Annotated in this window: 17 protein-coding genes and 1 tRNA gene; 2 read left to right on the top strand and 16 right to left on the bottom strand. The window is 51.5% G+C overall.

All coding sequences use genetic code 11. The annotated features are described in order from the left end of the window. Window positions 1-53: 53 nt before the first annotated feature. Window positions 54-1,343: a glycosyltransferase 87 family protein gene (locus AB1483_01115; GenBank protein ID MEW6411052.1), complete on the bottom strand. Its 1,290-nt coding sequence runs from the start codon at window positions 1,341-1,343 to the stop codon at window positions 54-56. 174 nt (window positions 1,344-1,517) lie between these two features. Between AB1483_01115 and AB1483_01110 the strand changes: the two genes are divergently transcribed. Next, window positions 1,518-2,360, top strand: a complete 843-nt coding sequence (locus AB1483_01110) for a tetratricopeptide repeat protein (GenBank protein MEW6411051.1) — start codon at window positions 1,518-1,520, stop codon at window positions 2,358-2,360. 452 nt (window positions 2,361-2,812) lie between these two features. Beyond that, the gene (locus tag AB1483_01105; GenBank protein MEW6411050.1) at window positions 2,813-3,010 is read left to right on the top strand and encodes a hypothetical protein; all 198 of its coding nucleotides are present in this window, start codon (window positions 2,813-2,815) and stop codon (window positions 3,008-3,010) included. Between the two features lie 551 nt (window positions 3,011-3,561). Here the strand turns inward: AB1483_01105 and AB1483_01100 are convergent. From AB1483_01100 to lon, 15 genes are all read right to left on the bottom strand, one after another. Next, window positions 3,562-4,119 carry a heme-binding domain-containing protein gene (locus tag AB1483_01100; GenBank protein ID MEW6411049.1) on the bottom strand — a complete coding sequence of 186 codons (558 nt, stop codon included), beginning with the start codon at window positions 4,117-4,119 and terminating at the stop codon, window positions 3,562-3,564. A 24-nt stretch (window positions 4,120-4,143) separates the two neighbouring features. Continuing rightward, the gene (murQ, locus tag AB1483_01095; protein ID MEW6411048.1) at window positions 4,144-5,064 is read right to left on the bottom strand and encodes an N-acetylmuramic acid 6-phosphate etherase; all 921 of its coding nucleotides are present in this window, start codon (window positions 5,062-5,064) and stop codon (window positions 4,144-4,146) included. Window positions 5,065-5,151: 87 nt separating this feature from the next. Further along, complete coding sequence (locus tag AB1483_01090) at window positions 5,152-5,985, bottom strand: hypothetical protein (GenBank protein MEW6411047.1); 834 nt, start codon at window positions 5,983-5,985, stop codon at window positions 5,152-5,154. Between the two features lie 134 nt (window positions 5,986-6,119). Next, on the bottom strand, window positions 6,120-6,317 hold the full coding sequence (locus tag AB1483_01085) for a DUF2892 domain-containing protein (protein ID MEW6411046.1): 198 nt from the start codon (window positions 6,315-6,317) through the stop codon (window positions 6,120-6,122). Window positions 6,318-6,362: 45 nt separating this feature from the next. Then, on the bottom strand, window positions 6,363-7,619 hold the full coding sequence (locus AB1483_01080; GenBank protein MEW6411045.1) for a hypothetical protein: 1,257 nt from the start codon (window positions 7,617-7,619) through the stop codon (window positions 6,363-6,365). 18 nt (window positions 7,620-7,637) lie between these two features. Beyond that, the gene (locus AB1483_01075) at window positions 7,638-8,438 is read right to left on the bottom strand and encodes an outer membrane lipoprotein-sorting protein (protein ID MEW6411044.1); all 801 of its coding nucleotides are present in this window, start codon (window positions 8,436-8,438) and stop codon (window positions 7,638-7,640) included. Between the two features lie 48 nt (window positions 8,439-8,486). Continuing rightward, complete coding sequence (locus AB1483_01070) at window positions 8,487-10,835, bottom strand: efflux RND transporter permease subunit (GenBank protein MEW6411043.1); 2,349 nt, start codon at window positions 10,833-10,835, stop codon at window positions 8,487-8,489. Window positions 10,836-11,069: 234 nt separating this feature from the next. Continuing rightward, window positions 11,070-11,318: a zf-HC2 domain-containing protein gene (locus tag AB1483_01065; protein MEW6411042.1), complete on the bottom strand. Its 249-nt coding sequence runs from the start codon at window positions 11,316-11,318 to the stop codon at window positions 11,070-11,072. Next, a complete protein-coding gene (locus AB1483_01060; protein ID MEW6411041.1) occupies window positions 11,308-11,901 on the bottom strand; it encodes a sigma-70 family RNA polymerase sigma factor in 594 nt (197 codons plus the stop codon). The genes AB1483_01065 and AB1483_01060 overlap by 11 nt, the downstream gene beginning before the upstream one ends. A gap of 330 nt (window positions 11,902-12,231) precedes the next feature. Next, window positions 12,232-13,629 carry an asparagine--tRNA ligase gene (gene asnS, locus AB1483_01055; protein MEW6411040.1) on the bottom strand — a complete coding sequence of 466 codons (1,398 nt, stop codon included), beginning with the start codon at window positions 13,627-13,629 and terminating at the stop codon, window positions 12,232-12,234. A 269-nt stretch (window positions 13,630-13,898) separates the two neighbouring features. Beyond that, window positions 13,899-13,970: transfer RNA gene (locus AB1483_01050), tRNA-Lys, on the bottom strand. 291 nt (window positions 13,971-14,261) lie between these two features. Then, window positions 14,262-14,612, bottom strand: coding sequence for an FKBP-type peptidyl-prolyl cis-trans isomerase (locus AB1483_01045; GenBank protein ID MEW6411039.1), 351 nt, complete (start codon window positions 14,610-14,612; stop codon window positions 14,262-14,264). A 155-nt stretch (window positions 14,613-14,767) separates the two neighbouring features. Continuing rightward, window positions 14,768-16,048 (bottom strand): adenylosuccinate synthase, encoded by a 1,281-nt coding sequence (locus AB1483_01040; GenBank protein MEW6411038.1) that lies wholly within the window; start codon window positions 16,046-16,048, stop codon window positions 14,768-14,770. Window positions 16,049-16,074: 26 nt separating this feature from the next. Next, window positions 16,075-16,638, bottom strand: a complete 564-nt coding sequence (yihA, locus tag AB1483_01035; protein MEW6411037.1) for a ribosome biogenesis GTP-binding protein YihA/YsxC — start codon at window positions 16,636-16,638, stop codon at window positions 16,075-16,077. Window positions 16,639-16,691: 53 nt separating this feature from the next. Then, complete coding sequence (lon, locus tag AB1483_01030) at window positions 16,692-19,088, bottom strand: endopeptidase La (GenBank protein MEW6411036.1); 2,397 nt, start codon at window positions 19,086-19,088, stop codon at window positions 16,692-16,694. Window positions 19,089-19,099: the final 11 nt, after the last annotated feature.

Below are 19,099 nucleotides of genomic sequence, written 5' to 3'. Positions count from 1 at the left end.
CATTCTGTCAACTCAATATTGTAGAATCCGCCCCGACCGAAAAAGTCAAGGCGTCAGTCGCTAAGTTGCTGTCCCGCAATAGACATTGGGCTTGAGCCCGACTCGGGGAGATTCGGCACTCGACCGGTGAAAGCTTTCCGGAGAGATAGAAGGTACAAAGCCAGAAGAAACACCGGCTTCGTGGCATGATGAAGCAGTGAGGTTTTGAAATCCCAGTACCAGCCGGGATCGCTGATACCGAGCGATCGCATCGGTATGTCATAAAACGCGAAAAGTGTCGGCAGAGCGATTGCGCCGCTTAATATCAAAAGAAGCCTCGGATCGAAAGCGCGGGAGAGATACAGCATCAACAGCCCCAAAACCAGAAATGCATAACTGTGCTCCCAGACATCTTTATAGCCCAGAAGATAAGTGGCGGACCACAAGAACACGAGTATGTACAGATTGTCGGTGCGGCGGAGGCGATACGTTGCCAGGCCTGAGACTGCGATGAAGAAATACGGTATGACGCGGATCAGGATTCGACTGAAATCAGAAAACTGCGTCAGGTTGTACAGTTCGCGCGTCGGTACATGATTGGCGAATGCGCTGATCATCACCATCAGTCCGTAAAAGCCCTGATTACCTCCGTGCACCATGAAACCGGGAGTGGTCGAGAAACCTTCAAAATTGACGCGGGCGAAATCATACCAGTCGTTTGGATGAACGATGAAGTATGGCAGTGCCAACCCGGCGATGATTACCAGTGTCAGAAAAACCGTCGCGAACCGCCTGCGAAGCAGGAGTATTGGAAGTAAGGCCAGACCGACAGGTTTTATCAAAATGCTGACCAGATAGGTGATATAAGCACCGAGTTGTGCCCGGCGCTGGAGCAGGTAGATAGCCATTAGAAGTACCGCAGCGGCTATGAACGAGGCGTTTCCCATGTATACTTCGAGGTAATACGGAGAAAAGCCAACCATCACCGCGCAGGCTACGAGGAAATGGGCGGTGTTGACAATCATTCTGCGAGCGACAACCAGAAACATTACCAGGAAGATTTCGTTGATCGCGACCCACAGCCAGTATGCGGGTTGGTGGGCGAGATATGAGAGGTAGGAGAGAATCGTCATCGCGAAAATAGGGTGGTATCTGAATCCATAGCCCGGACCGCGCATATAAATGTTGTCACCGAGCCGCCAGTGCTTACCAGCGTTGTAAAGAGCCCAAAAGTCCGAGCCGGGACCGATCCGGTGAGAGGCATCGTTGAAAAGGAAATCAAGATTACGTGACAGAACCAGGTAGAGCAGAACTAGATGCACCGCCAGCAGCATGATCAGTATCGTTTTTTGCTTCTGATTCAATTGCGAACTCTCCTAACAGGACTTCCGGCGATTGTTAGTTAAGAATAAACAGATTTCGAGTCAATTTCAATCAACTTCGTGTCGCGCCGTGGTGGGCGGTCTAATACGGTCTTGAATTGACGATACAAATTGAGTATCTTGCGAAAACAGAAATTGAAAGACGAGCGACGTTTCATGAAAATATACCGATATCTCGTAGTCCTGCTTTTGACCCTGGTTGCCTGCGGCAATGAACCCAATACCCTCGCCGAGTACGAGCAGGCAGGCCGGGAGGCTTATCTCAATGAGGACTTTGCCAAAGCACGAACATACCTGAGCAGGGCTGTCGCGATGAAATCCTCCGATCGCGATGTTTTGTACTTTATGGGTATGAGCTACCAGCGAGAGTATATTCTGGATTCGGCCCTGTTCTATCTCAAGCGCGCTGATTTGCTTCATCCGGAAGATCGCGTGGTCAACCAGGCCATCTATCCAATAGCTGCTGAGTTAAAAGAATGGGAGACGGCCGCGCGAGCTGTCAACGTACTCATCGGAACGGGAGATTCCCTGGAGCACTACCGCCTTAAACTGGCAGATCTCAATGTCAAAATGGGGAATTTCATCGTCGCCTTTATCCACATGCGAAAGCTTTTGGAGAGCAGTCCGGACAATCCGGATCGTTACTACCAGATGGCTGTTATTGCCCATCAGGCGGATTCACTTGCTTTTGCCCTCTCGATCATAAACCAGGCTATTGACCGATTTGGTGAGCAGGAGAAGTTTCTGCAAATCAAGGGTGTTTTGTACACCGCCATGGGAGAATTCGAGAAAGCTGAATTCATCCTCAGGCGATTGATAGCTATCGACCCTAATTCACTTCAATATCGAGCCACTCTCGCGGCTGCCCTGGCCATGCAAAGGCCGCGTGAGAAGAAACTTGAGGCTGTCGAGCTGTACAAGCAGGTGGTTGGAAAGGTCAACCCGGCTATGAAAGTGGATTCCATTCTGAACGCTCTCCAACAGCAGCTCAATCAGTAAATCGCGAAAAAAATTAGGGCAGGATTATCGCTAATCCTGCCCAACGCAGGGCTGTCTCTGAGAGAGACAGAGGGGGGTTTGCTGTGGGTCTCTATCTTTATAACAAAATCTGCTTCGCAAAGGTTCTGCTTTTACCCCGCCGTCGCCCTTCGCTTGCCGTCAGATGCCTTTTTTCGTCCCCGGCGGCGCTTTCGCGCCGCCGGGATTCTACAGTAAAGGCAAAGGTATGAAGGACTTAGAAACTCTCCTTTAGTTCTTCCCCGCTCCAATTCCGTTTGGAGCTTATTCGAATGTAGACCTCAGCTTAAGGCTAACGGGCCCACTTCGAACACTGGAACATAAATTTTTTCCAAAGGCGCTGACCCTACCGCGGGCAAAGGTGCTACAAAGGTGCTAGTCTGCAATCCAGTTGTAAGATAAGATGCTACAGGTTCCGGTCGTAGATACGTTACATGACCTACAAAGCTGACACCGGTATCGCTTTCGGGGGAAGATTCGAGTATGGTGGCCGTATCGAGAACCAGTCCGTCAAGCTCACAGATAGTATCCTCACGAATACTATCGATGGGGACAGTGCTCTTGGATGCCCACTTTACTCCCTGTCGGTCCGTCAGTGGAAGAATGAAGTCAAAGATGTAGTTGGGCTCTAAACGTATCACCCTGTGGTTGGTTTCAGCGCCCCTGTTTTTGGAAAATGAGCCGCTTAAGTCAGGTACTACGCTCACTACTGTATCGAGACATAGGCGACCCCACACTAACTCGTTTTCAAATTTTACCGATCCCTCGTAGACGGTCGAAAAATCGGAGGCTGTCTGTCGAAGGATCGGAGCAGCAAAATCATCAACGGTATCCACACGAGGCTGGCCTGCTTGAGGCCAAACCGTCTCGCCGTGCGAGTGGTCCCTTGGAGGCGTTTCAATCAGGCTGTTTACCATTTCAGAAAGTCCGTTGATTAAGGTTAAGGTTTTTGCCGCCTGCCCTTAACACAACAATTTCTGTGCCGTTTTTGAGCGGGAGAACTTAAGTTATGGATAAACAATATCTTATGTGATATTAGCAAAGAGGATAAAGTCAGGTGTGATTGTACCTGTCGGTACATTTGAACGAGTTTGAACGCCGGGGTACGAAAATTCCGTCGCAACAGGTGCGCTTCATACCAGTTGAGCCTTCGGTCGAATGCGAAAACTACAATGCGACCGACCTAATGTTCTTGCTTTGATTCAGAGGTCTCCGCCGCTTTTTCATCGCCAAAAAACGGACTGATCGCGGCTTTGGCCCGCTCGATCCAACTGAACACTGAATCCTGCTGTGCACCTTCAATAAGCGTTCCCCAGTGCATCAGCCGATAACTCCAGAGTGGCATTTTTTCTTCGGCGATTTCCTTTTTGATGTCATCGAGAAGTTCCGGCAGACTCTCTTTACCCGTGAACGGAAAATCATTGCTGAGGTCAAGATGTTCTCGTCCCTCTTTAATGTGATCATCCATCATACCACCTATGAGAGGTAGACTGTGGTACCAGGGATATTCTGTATTCTGGCTGTGGCAGTCGAAACAACTTTTCTCAAAGATCGGCTTTATAGTCAGATACTCGGCGTTGATATCGCTGAAGACGCTGTCTTTGATGGAATCTACCTGCCCGGGCGCCGGTGCGCTGGTGGTTTGCTCTGACTCAGCGTCGGCCCACAGCGCTCCCGCCGCAGTCAGCAGAAACACCATCAGCGTGGCTATAATCATTCTGGTAATGTTGGCTGTACTCATTTGACCCCCATTTCTTTAGGATGATTATTCTATTTTCGATATGAATCCGTTTGCTCGGTTCAGTTTGTCGCGAGCCGAAGCGGCATCACATTCATATTTTAGCATGACGACCGCCACTTTCACCAAGCCATCAGCCTGTCGCAGGACCTGGTCGGCGCGATCCGACGTAATCTCGAACAGGTCCATCAGGATTTTGCGTGACCGCGCCGCCAGTTTTTCCGAGCGTGCCTGAAGGTCAACCATCAGGTTGCCGTAAGTCTTCCCCAGCAGCACCATAGCGGTGGTTGAAATCATGTTGAGCGTCATTTTCTGGGCCGTGCCGGATTTCATCCTTGTCGATCCGGTGATCACCTCGGGGCCAACCTCGAGTTCGATGAGAATATCCGGTGTCGGCTCTCTATCGGATAACTGGCTGGTGGTGTTGCACACTATAAAAGCAGTTTTCGCGCCAACTGCTTTGGCATATTGCAGTCCCGCTACTGTGTACGGGGTTCTGCGCGAAGCGGCCAATCCTATCAGGAAGTCGCGTGATGCGAAATTATGGCTTTTCAAGTCCGCTACGGCGGCCTCGCGGCTGTCCTCGACTCCTTCCTTAGACAGTACGAGAGTGTCGTACCCACCCGAGATGACGCCGATTATCTGTTTCGGGTCGGTCCCGAAGGTTGGCGGGCATTCGGCAGCGTCGAGAACACCGAGCCGTCCGGAAGTTCCGGCCCCGATATAAAAGACGCGTCCTGCGCCCGCGATTGTCTGCGCGAAAATTTCGGCAGCCGCGGCGATTTCGGCTAAACGCTTCTCAACGGCTGAAGCAACTTTCTTGTCCTCGTCACTTATTTTCCGCACAATCTCCAGCGCCGGCAACCGGTCGATGTTGATTGTGTTGCGATTGACCTGTTCGGTTTGAAGCCGCCCCAGGGCTTTTATAAGCTCATCGTAGTCGGACATGGAGGAAAGTTAGACAAATGGACAGAAGCGGGCAATAAAAAAGGGGCCGAGCCCCGCACGAAAACAGAATATTGATGGTCGCGAAATTTACTGGCTGACAACGTGAGTGCGAACGCGCCTGGTGACGGTCACCGAGCCAATGCGGCCGGTTAGCACGCCCTCGTCAACGTTATCGGAAAGGGTAGACGGAATTCTTACCGGCAGCATCGGCCAAGACATAAGGCTGTCGGGCCGTCCACTGAAGCCGTACACGTAGATGTTGTACCATCCGGTATCGAGTTGCGCCACGCCGGCGGTGTCGGGTGGGAGACGGAAGGCGTCCGGAGGTATAGTGGCCGATGTAGTCTGTGACGTAACGTACTGCGAGTATCCATAACCGGTATATGCCGAGTCTTCCAGAACAACGGCAATTATGTACCCATCGGAATTGGCCGAGGCAGTCCAGCTCAACTGCATCTCCTGCCCGTTGGTGTTGGGTATAAGCGAGTCGGGCGTGTAAGCGTCGACGCTGAAAGTATCCGGTATAAAGACTATAAGGGTGTCGCCGAAGCGTGATGAATCCACCATACCCAGGGTGTAGGCGCCGGTTTCCACGAGCGAAGAGGGTCCGAAGTCGAAAGAATAGACGGAGTCGAAAGCAAACGTGTTTTCCCTGATCCGCAGAGTATCATTACCGAACGTAACCGTGGCGGTGAAAAATAATGAATCGTTGCGTTTGGTCAGCACGGCTACACGGGAGGTATCACCCGCAATGGGGTCAGCGTTCAGGTCGTTGACCAGCACCGCATCAACACGATAGGTCTCGGTTGGCGGCAAAGTACGGACTGACCCGGAGCTATCGCAGCCATTTATCAGGGCAAGAGCAAAGAGGATCAGGCAGATACCCGGCGATTTGATTGTAAGATGGAGATTAGCCTTCATACTTAGTCTATATCGACACAAATCCCGCATAATTTTAACCCAATGTTAACTTTATACACAGTATTAAATTATACACTATTTTTGGCCAAAGTATAGAGTTTTTTGGGGCGGCGCAGGACACGAAAAAAGCCGCCTCAGGCGGCTTTTTTCGTGTAGAATACTCTCTTTATGATCTTTTCGGCCGGGCACAGGCCGGTAAAAGACGATTGAAACAGATTCAGGCCCACGAAAGCCGTCAAAAACAGCCAGTAGGGGGAAACATAATAATACAGAACCAGCGAGCCCATTATCAAAGCGCCCGCCAGAAGTCTGATTGAATTCTCCAAACTCATTTCAGAGCTCCTTATCTGAGGCCAAAAGGGGCGTTAAGCCCCCTTTTAAAATCCATAAGTTAGTTTTATGTACACGTTATCGTTTTTTGCGAACTGACCGAAGTCGGTATTCTCATGTTTGCCGTCGAATATGTTGGCACCGGCCATAAGAGTAACCTCATCGGTATACTTGTACTCGGTTGACAGACGAAGGTACATGTCTTCATCGCTGGGGGAATAGAATACGAAGCCGGAAAGGGTAACAGTCTCCATTTTCAACTTCTTGGTAACGCGGCTGGTAAGCAGGTGACGGACTTCGTCGCGAACAAACACTCCGGGCATTTGTTGCGCGGCGAAGTAGTCGTAGTCGAGCATGTAGTCGGCTTGCCACTGTCCATTGATAGTGAGATTGGTAGCGACCTGGCGCTCGAAACCTATCATTCCAGTGACTGAAGAGTTGGGGATATTAGGTTTTTCTCCGCACTGGTCTTCACGCGAATCAAAGTATCCTCCCTCCAACCAAAGTACACCGCCCCAGATGGCGCCGCGAATCGAAGCGCCGTAGACATTGAGTTTCGGGTAGTAGGCGGTCATGTTGACCAGATCCATCCCGACCGGATTCTTATAGAATCCTTTGTAGAAATACAGAGCGGAGTTGAAATTGCCGATCTGTCGCTGGAAGCGGGTGGCTACTTCGCCGTTTTCGAATTTGGATTCCGGCAGTGGCGGGTCAAAATAATACATGTCGTCTATACCGGTTCCCACAATGCCGGGCACCATCGGGTTGTAATAGCTCAGGCGACGTCCGGTCGGGAGTCGGTTGGCTTCGAACCGGGGTGTCCATATCAGGGAGAACGACCCGATGTTGTGATAATATTCGGCGCGCAGGGCGTTCTGCGGAGCCTTGAGATACTGGTCGTCGCGTCCGATAAAGAACGACCGGTAATCCTTCGCGAAAACATCATTGATGAATATCAGGTCACCGGTTCCCCAGGTCAGCACCTGCCGTCCGACCTTGAAGTCGAAGCCGGAGCCGACGCGGAATTTCAAGAATCCTTCACGCAGCTCCCACTTGTAGTCGACACTATCGGCGCCGTCCCAGACAAAATCCACCCGGCCGAAGAACTCGGCTTTATCGCCGTAGTGCTCGGCCCGTAGCTGGAATCGTGTCTCGGAAGCTGTCTGCTCGGTCGAGGTCGGGTTGGTTTCATCGAGCCGGCCGCCATACAATCCCTGCAGGAAGCCGTCGATATTTACTTCGGACTGCGAAGGGACCGCTGCTGTCAGCAGCAGTCCAATCGACAGAAGTGCTATCTTCTTCATACTCTCACCTTCGCTCTCTTACTTCACGTACTCACGCGGCGGCGTTTTCAGGTAGCGCTCGGTGAAGACGTCATCGGTGATACCGACGTTATAGCTGATCTTGGAGAAATCGACGATGGTCTTGCTTCCCTTTTTCACGTTCTCCATCGAACGGATGGTGACGGTGGGGATGCCGCTTATGGTGTCGATCTTCTCGGCGGTGAATACGCGTGCCAGCTCACCCTTGTTGTCGTAGTACTCTTCCTTCAGGGGAAGGTAGTTGGACTGGTCGATGTAGGAGACCTTTTTGGCGAATCCCTGGTACTCGACTTTGGGCGCCGACTCAATGACAAACACCGATTTGCCGTCGAGCTGGTCTTCTCTGACAAAAGTGTGTTTGTCCTCGTTCCAGTGACGGCCGGAGACGTCTTCATAGGAGAAGTCCGAGCCGACGAAGCTGGAGTTTTTGTCGTCCGCGGAAATCGGCTTGACCAGGTCTACCGCCGGTACATAAATCCAGCGCTGGTCGTTGCCTCCGGCGGTTTTGTGGACCATGAAGGTCAGCCGGGACACATCGGACGGTTTGCGGAAATAGGTGTAATAATCCTGATTGCCGCCCTCTTCCAGATCCAGACGCAGCATGGCGAACTCGCGGTTGCGCTCTTTGCCCTTCTTGTCGATAAGGGTCATGGTGACATCGGCCATGCCGTCGTCACCGGCGTAGTAATACGCCAGGTGCGATTTTTTCATTATTTCGTTCGCGTCCTGTTCGGAAGCGGATGCGCTTGAGGCCACAACCGCCATCAGCGCCAGTACCAGATAAATGCTCGCCTTTCTCATTTCACTTGTCCTTTCTCTTTCTATTTTCTTTTCTACTCATTTTTCGTTTTAAACCGCGGCCCGGCTCGAAGAAGCCTGCGGCTCATGGTTTGCTTCTTTCTCCAGGGCCGGGAACAGCGACTTTTTCATAGTAACCGACAAAGCCGGCAGCAACAGCATCGTCACCAGCCCGGAAACCACCATGATCGCAAGGAAGAACGAACCTACGGTGATGTATGGAACCAATGTCGAGAACATCATGGGTATGAAACCAATGGCGATTACCATTACGTTTCTGCTGATGGCGCGTCCCGCCCCCTCGAATATCTCGTGGTAGGCGTCGTTGAAGCTGCGGGTGCGGGCGTAAATCATCCTTATACGCTGGATGAAGTGAATGGCGAAGTCGATAGAAAGTCCCAGCGTTAACGATGAAAGCACTGCCACCGGCATGTCGTACGGTTTGCCTATGTAGCCAATGAAGGCGTAGATAGCCATGATAGTAATGCTTAAGGGGAGCATGGAGATGATGCCCCATCTGAGCGAACGGAACAGAAATATCATCATGAAAAACACGACGACATAGGAACTGAGCAGAGATGACCTCATGCCGGTTACCATCTGTTTCTGCCACTCGATATTTATGTAAGGCAGGCCCGCCCAGTGTACCTGTACTCCTTCGGGGATCGGGTTGGCCGCCATAAAATTGTCTGCCCTGTCAACGACGCGCTGCACGGACTGGTTGTCACCGTTTCGCAACTGCACCCAGAGGTTGGACTTCAGATAGTCGTTGGTGACGAATTTGAATAGATCGTCCGGGTCGCCGCCCGACATCTCGAACAAAAACAACATCTGGGCGACCTCGGTCTGACTGTCGGGAATGGCCGCTTTGGATGAGTCGGCGCTGAACAGCTCGTAACGCACCTTCTTGACAATGTCGGTCAGACCGGTGGTGCCGCCGACGATAGGGTCTTTCTCGAGGTCGCGCTGAAGCGACTGCATATAATTGAGCACATCAGGGCGCTTCATGGCGTCATCGTCTTCGCCTTCAAAGACAAGATAGTTCATGTAGGTTCCGGCCAGATGGTTATTCATGACCATGTCGGCCTGACGAATCGGGTGCGATGTTTTGAACCACTTGACCGGGTTGTCGTTGACCTCGATGAGTGACAGACCCACCGCGGCAATAACGGCAACCGCTCCGGAAACAGCGATTATCGTCTTGGCGCGGCGACGGGCGAGATTGCGGAAAGCGTGCATGACTCTTGACAGAATACCGTGCGCGTCATCGGCCTGGCCGAAATTGCGCAGAGCTTTGGTCGATATCAGCATGCCGATAGCGGGGTTGATTGTCAGTGACAAAAACCAGGCGACCACGATACCAAACGCCACAAAGATGCCAAATACGCGGACCGGCGGAATCGGAGTGAGAGCTAGCGAGATGAAGCCGGCCACTGTAGTCAGAGAGGTAAAGAGCATGGGCACAAACAGTTCGTTAATGGAATGGCGTATTGTGGCATCTTTGTGTTTGTAGCGTTTGTAATGGTCGTGAAATTCGGATATGATGTGAATCGAGTTCAGCACCGATATGGGAATCAAAAATATCGGTATCATCGACGACATAATATGCACGGTGTTTCCGGTGAGAATCAAAAGACCCATCGCCCAGACCACCGACATCAGGGCTACCACCATCGGAGCCAGGATGATTTTCACCTGACGGAAGAACATCAGAAGCAACAGGAAGATAATCAGGAGCGCCGCCGGGGCCGAATAAGCCATCTGGACGAACATCTCCGAGCCGAATGAATCTTCAGCCAGCGGCAGTCCGGCGATATGATAGGTAGCGTCGCCGCCCAGCCGGTCGGTGATCTCGCGGATCTGCCCGGCCACCTGATGGGAAACATCCTTGGATTCCAATGGGATGAACAAGGCTATCGCCTTACCGTCATCGGAGGCCAATTTCCCTTTGAGAATGGGGCTGTCTTTGATGCGCTGAAGAATATATTGAGCCTGATCTTCGGTTTCGATTTTGTCGGACATAAGCGGTTCTATTATTAATGAGCCACCGGCGCCCTGTTTGATATCGTCGACTGTCGAGATGGCCATGATGTCATCAACGATGACGCCGTCGAGCTGCTCTATCTCGTAGGTGATATCGTAGACGCGGTTGAGCATGTCGGGCGTGAAAGCGCCGGTTTCCTTGACCACGCCAACGGCTATAAAGTCGTGAAGACTGAAATCTTCTTTGGTCATCTGGTGGAACAGGCGGGTGGGTTCATCCGCCTCAAGCATGTTCTGGGGATCGGTGTCAATCTTCATGTTGGGAAATTGCGTGGCAAAGAAAGCAGTAATGACGACCGCTATGCCTATTACAGTCCAGGGACGTTTAATCGAAAAATCAGTAATCTTCTGCCTCATCTGCTCTTTTCCTTTCAGGGAATTTTTCTGCCTTTAGCCTTTTAGATAGGCCTGGGTGCCAAATGATTCAGAAAAATAGCGGAAATTCCTCTACGCGCCCTCTTGGCCGCCTAAGCTGTTGTATAGCAGCAGGAAGAGATTTGGTTTCAGGCGGGCGGGAAATATAATTTAATAGAGATTATGGATAAACACAGGCGTTGTTATTAATAGTGCGGCCGAAGTAACCGTTAAAGCCTACTTCCCGAACTTTATCTGCCAGCGATCTTTGAGAAGGTTGTTGAGCTTACTCTCCAGCGACTTTGGCAATTCTACCGGACGGCCCTCGCGGCAAAGCTTGACCGATTGCTTCATGGTATCTACCATGATCCGGCAATTCTCGCAGTGACCGATATGTTTCTCGATCTCTTCGCAGAGCGCAGGATCCAGGTCGCCATCGATGTAATCATTCAACTCTTTTATGTAGTCCAGACATTTACGTCCCATAGCGTGCCTCCAGAGTCCGGGATAACTGGTCGCGGACGGCAAGTCGCGCCCGAAGGACTCTTGATTTTGTCGAAGCCACCGATTCATTTATGATTTTCGCAATCTCTTTGATCGACAACTCTTCATAGTATCTGAGCAAGAATGCTTCCCGATATTGAACCGGAAGAGCGGCTATTGCTTCGTCTATCATCTTTCTAAGTTCATCATCTTCCAAAACTTTATGCGGGTCTCTCCAGTCAAAAAGCTTGTGACCGCCATGGTTGTGCATTTCATCGGCGGAACGGGTCGGCAGGTAATCTTCAATCGGCTTGAGGTCCGTTTGCTTTTGCTTTGCCAGATGCGCCCGCGACTGGTTGAGCGCGATTGAGTAAAGCCAGGTGCCGAATGAAGACTCGCCTCGAAACTGCTCTATATTGTCAATTGCTTTTATCAGCGTTTCCTGTACTATATCCTCCGCATCCTGCGGGTTCGCTGTCATCTTGAGGGCCAGGGCATATATTTTCCCCTTGTTGGCGTTAATCAGAGCTTCGAACGCTTGAAAATCGCCCGCCTGAGCCTTCGCAACTAATTCTTTTTCACTCATGTGACTGGATTATACTGAAAAATGATTCAATAATGCAGTCAAATAATTCGCTCTTGGTTTTTGTCTCACGGCCACAAGCGATTACATTACAAAAACAACCTTAAAATCCACTTTTAGGTTTAATTTTGTCTTGATTTCTGTGCAAATTTTCACTAATTTCGGTTTACTTGGAAACAGAAGACGCAGGTTATTGTTTTATGAAATAAATGTAAAGACAAGGCGTCCGGATCAACGAGCACATGATCTGACAACAGTGACGTCTTGATCACCCCGTACCGTTCCCCTCCCCCGGTGCGGGGCTTTTTTTTGACCGGAAATTGGTATGTTAGCCTAGAATTTGGCCCAGCCCGGAACACGCGGGAAAGTGGCTACATCGCGAATGTTCGCCATGCCGGTGATATACATGATAGCCCTGTCAAAGCCAAGACCGAATCCGGCGTGCGGCATCGTGCCCCAGCGGCGCAGATCAAGATACCAGGCGTAAGCATCCATGTTCTCCGGAGCCATCTTCTTGATACGTTCGGTGAGAACATCCAGCCTATGTTCACGCTGACTGCCGCCGATAATCTCGCCGATGCGCGGCACCAGAACATCCATCCCGCGAACCGTCCGGCCATCATCGTTGACATACATATAAAAAGCTTTGATCGCTTCCGGATAATCAAAAACGATAGCCGGTTTTTTCAGAGCTTTCTCGGTGAGATAGCGCTCGTGCTCCGATTGAAGGTTCACGCCCCATTTGACGGGATATTCAAACTTCTCTCCCGAGGCTTCGAGTATTTTTATGACTTCGGTATAGGAGATGCGCTCGAAGTTCGACTTGATTACGGATTCGAGAGTCTGGCGTACTTCTTTATCGACCCACTGTCCGAAGAACTCCATTTCATCGGCGCACTCTTCCAGAGCAAAGCGGAAAAGATATTTCAGGAAATCTTCGGCCAGGTCCCAGTTGTCTTCCTGCTCCGCCCAGGCCATCTCCGGCTCGATCATCCAGAATTCCGAAGCGTGTCGGCTGGTGTTGGAATTTTCGGCGCGGAAAGTCGGACCAAAAGTATAAATGTCTCCAAGCGCGGTGGCCAATGCCTCGCCTTCAAGCTGACCCGATACGGCAAGAAATGCGGGAGATCCGAAGAAATCTTCAGACCAATCGATCCGGCCGTCTTTTTTCGGGATGTTCTCAAAGTCGAGAGTGGAGACTCTAAAAAGCTCCCCGGCTCCTTCGGCATCGGAGGTCGTAATAAGCGGCGTGTGAATATAGTAAAAACCCCGCTCCTGGTAGTACTTGTGAATGGCGTACGAGAGCTTTGAGCGTATCCGGTTGGTGGCCCCAAATGTATTGGTGCGTGGGCGAAGGTGGGCGACCTCGCGCAAAAACTCAAAGCTGTGGCGTTTTTTTTGAAGCGGGTAAGACGAATCCGCCTCGCCAACGAGATCTATGGAATCGGCCGCGAGTTCGTATTTCTGACCTTTGCCGAGCGAGGTTATCAGCCTGCCCCTTACTCTGACGGCGGCTCCGGTGAGAATTTTCTCCAAAACCGGAAATTTTTCCGGGTTGGCGAAAACTGCCTGAAGGTTGCCCATGCAAGACCCGTCGTTTACATCGACAAAAGCCACGTCTTTGCTTCTTCGAACAGTCCTGACCAGGCCGAGAATGGTTACGTTGGAATCGGGCGCTACCCGGTCATCTATGAGTATTCTGGCGATTTTTGTTCTTGTCCTGTAATCCATGGCAAACTCCGGAAATTAGATAAAACCTGCCGACAGTTGTTGTTTTTCCAATTAAAACAGAATCGGTTTTGCGGCGCAAGATATTAACTCACGGGGCGGCGTCATTTTGATTTTTTTCAAACCAAACGGCCGGCTCGGAAGTATAATTAGTGAAATTGCGCCTCGCAGCTTCAAAATGTGTGTTCCCAACCTATCACATAGACTTCCGGTCTTCGAGAGTGACCGGAAGTTTTTTTTATGCCTTTTGGGGAGATTGCCTGCAAAAAAAATGAGGGTGGATGGGATCGAACCATCGACACCCTGCTTAAAAGGCAGGTGCTCTACCACTGAGCTACACCCCCGCAACGCCGGTTTTCCGGCGTAACGTGAGGCTAAAATACCAATTAAGGCAGGATTGTCAAACGATTTCTGGTCGAACGGTGCGCGGATAGCCCTTAACTCCAGTCACAATTCAAAAAAACTCGGAATTTTCGTGAAAAATGACATTCGGGTGACAAAGAGGTTTTTCGTTTATGGTATTTTGGCAACGTACTTGAAACGCCTTCATACCTCTTTGTAGTTATAGAAAAGGCGCCCAACCTGGGCGCCTTTCCTTATATTCGCTATCTCTCAAGCCTCTCGCCACAGGCCGTTTACATAGCCTTCAAAAACTCCAGTTCAAAAATAAGGGTCTGGTTTTTTGGAATCCCCGGAGGCGGATTGTTGCCATAGCCCAGTTCCGGAGGGACGATCAACATTCTGGTGCCGCCTTCTTTCATGCCCAGCATACCTTCATTCCAGCCCTTGATCAGGCCTCTGTAACCGACCTCAAATATGAACGGCTCGTTCATATCTTTGGAGCTTTGGACCATCTGGCCCTTCTCGCCGTTTTCATCGGCGAACCAAAGAGTATAATGACACTGAACATTCATACCGTTGACGGCCTCTTTGCCGGTGCCGACGACCAGATCGGCATACTTAAGGCCCGATTCGGTGGTGATCAATTCAGGTTTGCCTTTTTCCGCAGTCGAATCAGCTTTTGGCTGCACTTTCTCCGCCTCTTTGTTGACTTCGGTTGAGTCGCCGAGAGTCACTCCCGCGGCGAACAGGACCATAAGCAACACTATCAAAATTCTCTTCACTGCATGTACTCCCTAATTTAGGTTGGAATTGAAATGGTCTCTTTTCTTTTTGCGCCGGTCGAAACGATACAGATTCTGACCCCGAGATCTTTCGCGATATAGTTCAGGTAGTCCTGAGCCTTCTGCGGCAGATTTTCAAAGCGGGTCGTACCCGTAGTGTCTTTTTCCCAGCCCGGCAGAGTAGTGTAAACCGGTTTGGCGTATGCAAGTTCAGCCAGGTCGAGAGGGACTTCGGTAATCTGCTCGCCCCTGAATTCATAGGCCGTGCAAACCTTGATCTCTGACATGTTGTCGAGAACATCGAGCTTGGTGACGGCAATCGAGTCGACACCGTTGATACGGACCACGTGTCGCAGCGATACCAGGTCCAGCCAGCCGCAGCGGCGCGGCCGACCGGTGGTGGCGCCGAACTCGTCACCGATGCGGCGAAGTTCTTCTCCGGTCTCATCTATCAGCTCAGTCGGGAACGGGCCCGCACCCACACGCGTGGTATAGGCTTTAATCACGCCTACGACCTCGTCGATCATCTTCACGCCGATTCCAAGTCCGGTTAGAGCGCCACCGGTAGTGGTGTTCGATGATGTAGCGAAGGGGTAGGTGCCGAGGTCAACATCGAGCAGCGCCCCCTGAGCTCCCTCGAAAAGAATCGTTTTGCCGCCGCGATGCGCCTTGTGCAGAAACAACGACACATCGATCATGAGCGGCTTGAACAGGTCGGTCAGTTTGAGCAGTTCCTCGTACGTCCGGTCAAGATCCGCGCGCTCATCATCGGAACCGGTCAGGTACTTGCTCTTGATGACGCGCTGGTACTCCAACCGTTTTCTCAGCCTGTCAGGTACCATGATGTCGGCCAGACGGATTCCGTGCCGTGCCACCTTGTCAACATAAGCCGGGCCGATTCCGCGCTGGGTCGTTCCGAGGCTGGCTGTCCCCCGGCTCTTTTCCTCGACGGCATCGATAAGCTTGTGGTAGGGCAGCACCAGGTTGGCCGCCGGCGACACCCACAGACGGCCGTGATAAGAGATTCCCTGGGAGCTCAAAAACTCCAGTTCTTCTTTGAATCCGAAAGGATCCAGCACGACACCATTACCGATGACACATTCTTTGCCGGGGTGGATGATTCCCGAAGGAATCAGGTGCAGGATGTATTTCTTATCATCGACACAGATAGTATGTCCGGCGTTGGCGCCACCCTGAAACCGGGCGGTGATATCGGACTCGGCCGCCAGCAGATCGACAATCTTCCCCTTGCCCTCGTCGCCCCACTGGCATCCAATAACTACTTTGTTCTTATTCATATTTTCTCTGTCTGTAAATTAGTTGCTTATCCAAGTAATTCCATAATGGCGCTTTGAAGTTCGTTTTTTCCAACTCCGGTTATAGTGGAGAATGGTATCGCTGTCAAGCCGAAATCGCTCTCGACCTGCCTGACCCGGCGGTTTATTCTGTCGCGGTTCAATTTGTCCGCCTTGGTAACGACGACTATTCCCGGAAGTTGTCTTCGGGACAACCAGTCGAAAAGCTGCAGGTCAAGGTCGGTGGGTTCACGGCGACTATCCATGAGAATCACAATGCCGCGTAAATTTTCACTTTTCTCCAAATATTCTTCGAGCAGTTTTGCCCACCCGGCCCGCTCTGTTTTGGAGACTCGGGCGTAGCCGTAACCGGGAAGATCCACGAAATAGAATCTGTCGTTGACGAGAAAGAAATTGAGCGATCGGGTTTTACCGGGTGTGTTGGAGACCTTGGCCAGTTTTCGCTGACCCGTGAGCTTGTTCAAGAGAGAGGATTTACCGACGTTTGATCGTCCGGCAAATGCTACCTGGGGCCGCTTATCGCGGGGAGTCTGGTCATACTTGTAGAAAGAGCCCACAAATCGGCAATTCATCTGTTTCAAAACAAACTATCTATATTCTGAGGTTATAATCTTATTACCCTGCCCTACAGGCGAATTCCAAAATCCATGCGGCGGTCGGCCCTTGCTTTGACGAATGGAGTGTCGAGCATGGCCAGATTCAAGACATCGCGTACCCGCCGTACGAAATGGAGCTTGAGACCATCGAGAAGCTCCTTTTGCATCTCGGTGATATCCTTGCGGTTCTTTTCGGGCAGTATTATCTCAGTGATGCCGAGGCGTTTGGCCGCCAGAAGTTTTTCGTTCAGACCACCAACGGGAAGAACATCGCCGATAAGGGTGATCTCGCCCGTCATGGCTATATCGGTTCGAACCGGAATGCCGGTTAACGACGACAGCAGGGCGGTGAGAAGCGTAATGCCTGCCGAGGGGCCATCCTTTGGAACCGCGCCTTCGGGAATGTGAACATGAACCTCGAGGTTCTCGAAGAAATTCGCCTTGAGACCGAACGTATTTGCGTTTCTTCGGATATAGGACAACGCGGCTACGGCGGATTCCTGCATTACATCGCCGAGCGAACCGGTCAGGGTCAGTTTGGCTTTGCCGTTCATCAAGACAACCTCGACCGGCAAGACATCGCCGCCGAGTTCCGTCCATGCCAGTCCGACGGCATAGCCGATAGTGGGGTTGGCCTTGACGTTGGTATCCAGGTATTTGGGTACACCGAGCAGTTTGCGGACCCTGGCTTTGGTCAGCGAAACCTTACGGATTTTTCTCCCTGATGCTATATCTACGGCTATCTTACGGAGCATGGCGCTCAACTGACGTTCCAGCTCGCGTACGCCCGCTTCACGCGTGTAGCTGTTGATTATATCAAGCAGGGCCGGCTCCTTGATCTCAATAGCGACTTTCTCCAGACCGAGCTCCTCGATCAATTTGGGAAGCAGGAAATCTTTTGCGATGGCGACCTTCTCGAAATCCAGGTAACCGGGCAGCCGGATAATTTCCATTCTGTCTCTCAGCGCCGGCGGGACCGTGACTACGGTGTTGGCGGTCGTGACAAACAGGGTGTCGGACAAATCATACTCGACTTCGAGGTAGTTGTCGGTAAAGGTGTTATTCTGTTCCGGATCGAGCACTTCCAGCAGCGCCGAAGCCGGGTCTCCGCGAAAATCTTTGCCGATTTTGTCGATTTCGTCGAGCAGAAAGACCGGATTGGACGATCCCGATTTTTTGATCGACTGAATTATTCTTCCGGGAAGCGCTCCGATATAGGTGCGGCGATGTCCGCGTATCTCTGCTTCGTCGTGCACGCCGCCCAGCGACATACGCACGAAATTCCGTCCGAGCGCCCTCGCTATGGAACGCCCGACCGATGTTTTGCCGACGCCGGGAGGACCCACCAGGCAGAGTATGGGGCCTCTGACTTTACCGGCCAATCTTATGACGGCCAGGTGCTCCAGTATCCTGCTCTTGGGTTTCTGCAATCCGAAATGGTCACCGTCGAGAATCGCCTTTACTTTCTTGAAGTTGGTCTGATCTTTGGTGGGATGGTTCCACGGCAGATCAAGCAGCCAATCGAGATATGCGCGCACCACGCCTGATTCCGCCGAATAGGGGTGCATTTTAGACAGCTTCTTGATTTCATCCTCGGCTTTTGCCTTAACGGGTGCAGGATAATCGTAGCTCTCCAGCTTGGCATAGAGGTCGTCGACTTCGGCCGGCGGCTCATCGAACTGCCCCAGTTCATCTTTGATAGCTTTCAGCTGCTGTTGCAGATAGAACTCGCGCTGGCTGCGTGACATTGAATCGCGTACCGAACCGTCGATTTTGTGCTCTATCTTCTGGATTTCTATTTCTTCCTTAAGAATCTCGCCGAGGAGTTGAAACTGCTCTTTGACCGTGTATGTCTCCAGGATCTGCTGCTTGGTTTCCATGCGATGAAGGATATGAGCGGCAATGCTGTCGGCCTTCTGGTGATAACTGCCTATCGCCGAGAGCGAAACCAGGACCTCTTCGGGGATGCGTTTGTTCAGTTTGACATATTCGGAGAACCGCTCAATGGCCGAGCGGGATAACGCTTCGGTTTCTCGATCGGCGGGCCTTTCGTCGGGGGGGATGGCTTCTATCTCGGTCTGGAAATAGCCCGCCTGTTTTTTCATGTGCTCTATTTTCGCCCTCACCAGACCCTCGACCAGAACCTTGAAAGTGCCGTTCGGCATCTTCATAACCTGCAGCACTCTTGCGACAATACCGACCCGGTAAAGATCGGCAAGTTCCGGGCTGTCGACATCGGCCTGTCTCTGGGCCACCAGCAGGACCTGTTTGTCATCGTTTAATGCCTGCTGAAGGGCATTGATTGTGAAATTGCGTCCAATCAGAAGCGGGTATATCATGTGGGGAAATACGACTACGTCACGCAGCGGTATCAGCGGAAGACTGGACTTGATTTCGATTTCTTCTGAATTATGCCTTAATTTCATTTTCCTCCGGC

Source organism: Candidatus Zixiibacteriota bacterium (assembly GCA_040756055.1).
In the GTDB taxonomy this organism is placed as follows: Bacteria; Zixibacteria; MSB-5A5; order GN15; family FEB-12.
This window is presented reverse-complemented; position numbering and strand designations above follow the sequence as displayed.

Coding starts and splice junctions, on each gene's coding strand:
- AB1483_01110 (MEW6411051.1), top strand. CDS start 1,518: ATGAAAATATACCGATATCTCGTAGTCCTGCTTTTGACCCTGGTTGCC.
- AB1483_01105 (MEW6411050.1), top strand. CDS start 2,813: ATGACCTACAAAGCTGACACCGGTATCGCTTTCGGGGGAAGATTCGAG.
- AB1483_01100 (MEW6411049.1), bottom strand. CDS start 4,119: ATGAGTACAGCCAACATTACCAGAATGATTATAGCCACGCTGATGGTG.
- murQ (MEW6411048.1), bottom strand. CDS start 5,064: ATGTCCGACTACGATGAGCTTATAAAAGCCCTGGGGCGGCTTCAAACC.
- AB1483_01090 (MEW6411047.1), bottom strand. CDS start 5,985: ATGAAGGCTAATCTCCATCTTACAATCAAATCGCCGGGTATCTGCCTG.
- AB1483_01085 (MEW6411046.1), bottom strand. CDS start 6,317: ATGAGTTTGGAGAATTCAATCAGACTTCTGGCGGGCGCTTTGATAATG.
- AB1483_01080 (MEW6411045.1), bottom strand. CDS start 7,619: ATGAAGAAGATAGCACTTCTGTCGATTGGACTGCTGCTGACAGCAGCG.
- AB1483_01075 (MEW6411044.1), bottom strand. CDS start 8,438: ATGAGAAAGGCGAGCATTTATCTGGTACTGGCGCTGATGGCGGTTGTG.
- AB1483_01070 (MEW6411043.1), bottom strand. CDS start 10,835: ATGAGGCAGAAGATTACTGATTTTTCGATTAAACGTCCCTGGACTGTA.
- AB1483_01065 (MEW6411042.1), bottom strand. CDS start 11,318: ATGGGACGTAAATGTCTGGACTACATAAAAGAGTTGAATGATTACATC.
- AB1483_01060 (MEW6411041.1), bottom strand. CDS start 11,901: ATGAGTGAAAAAGAATTAGTTGCGAAGGCTCAGGCGGGCGATTTTCAA.
- asnS (MEW6411040.1), bottom strand. CDS start 13,629: ATGGATTACAGGACAAGAACAAAAATCGCCAGAATACTCATAGATGAC.
- AB1483_01040 (MEW6411038.1), bottom strand. CDS start 16,048: ATGAATAAGAACAAAGTAGTTATTGGATGCCAGTGGGGCGACGAGGGC.
- yihA (MEW6411037.1), bottom strand. CDS start 16,638: ATGAATTGCCGATTTGTGGGCTCTTTCTACAAGTATGACCAGACTCCC.
- lon (MEW6411036.1), bottom strand. CDS start 19,088: ATGAAATTAAGGCATAATTCAGAAGAAATCGAAATCAAGTCCAGTCTT.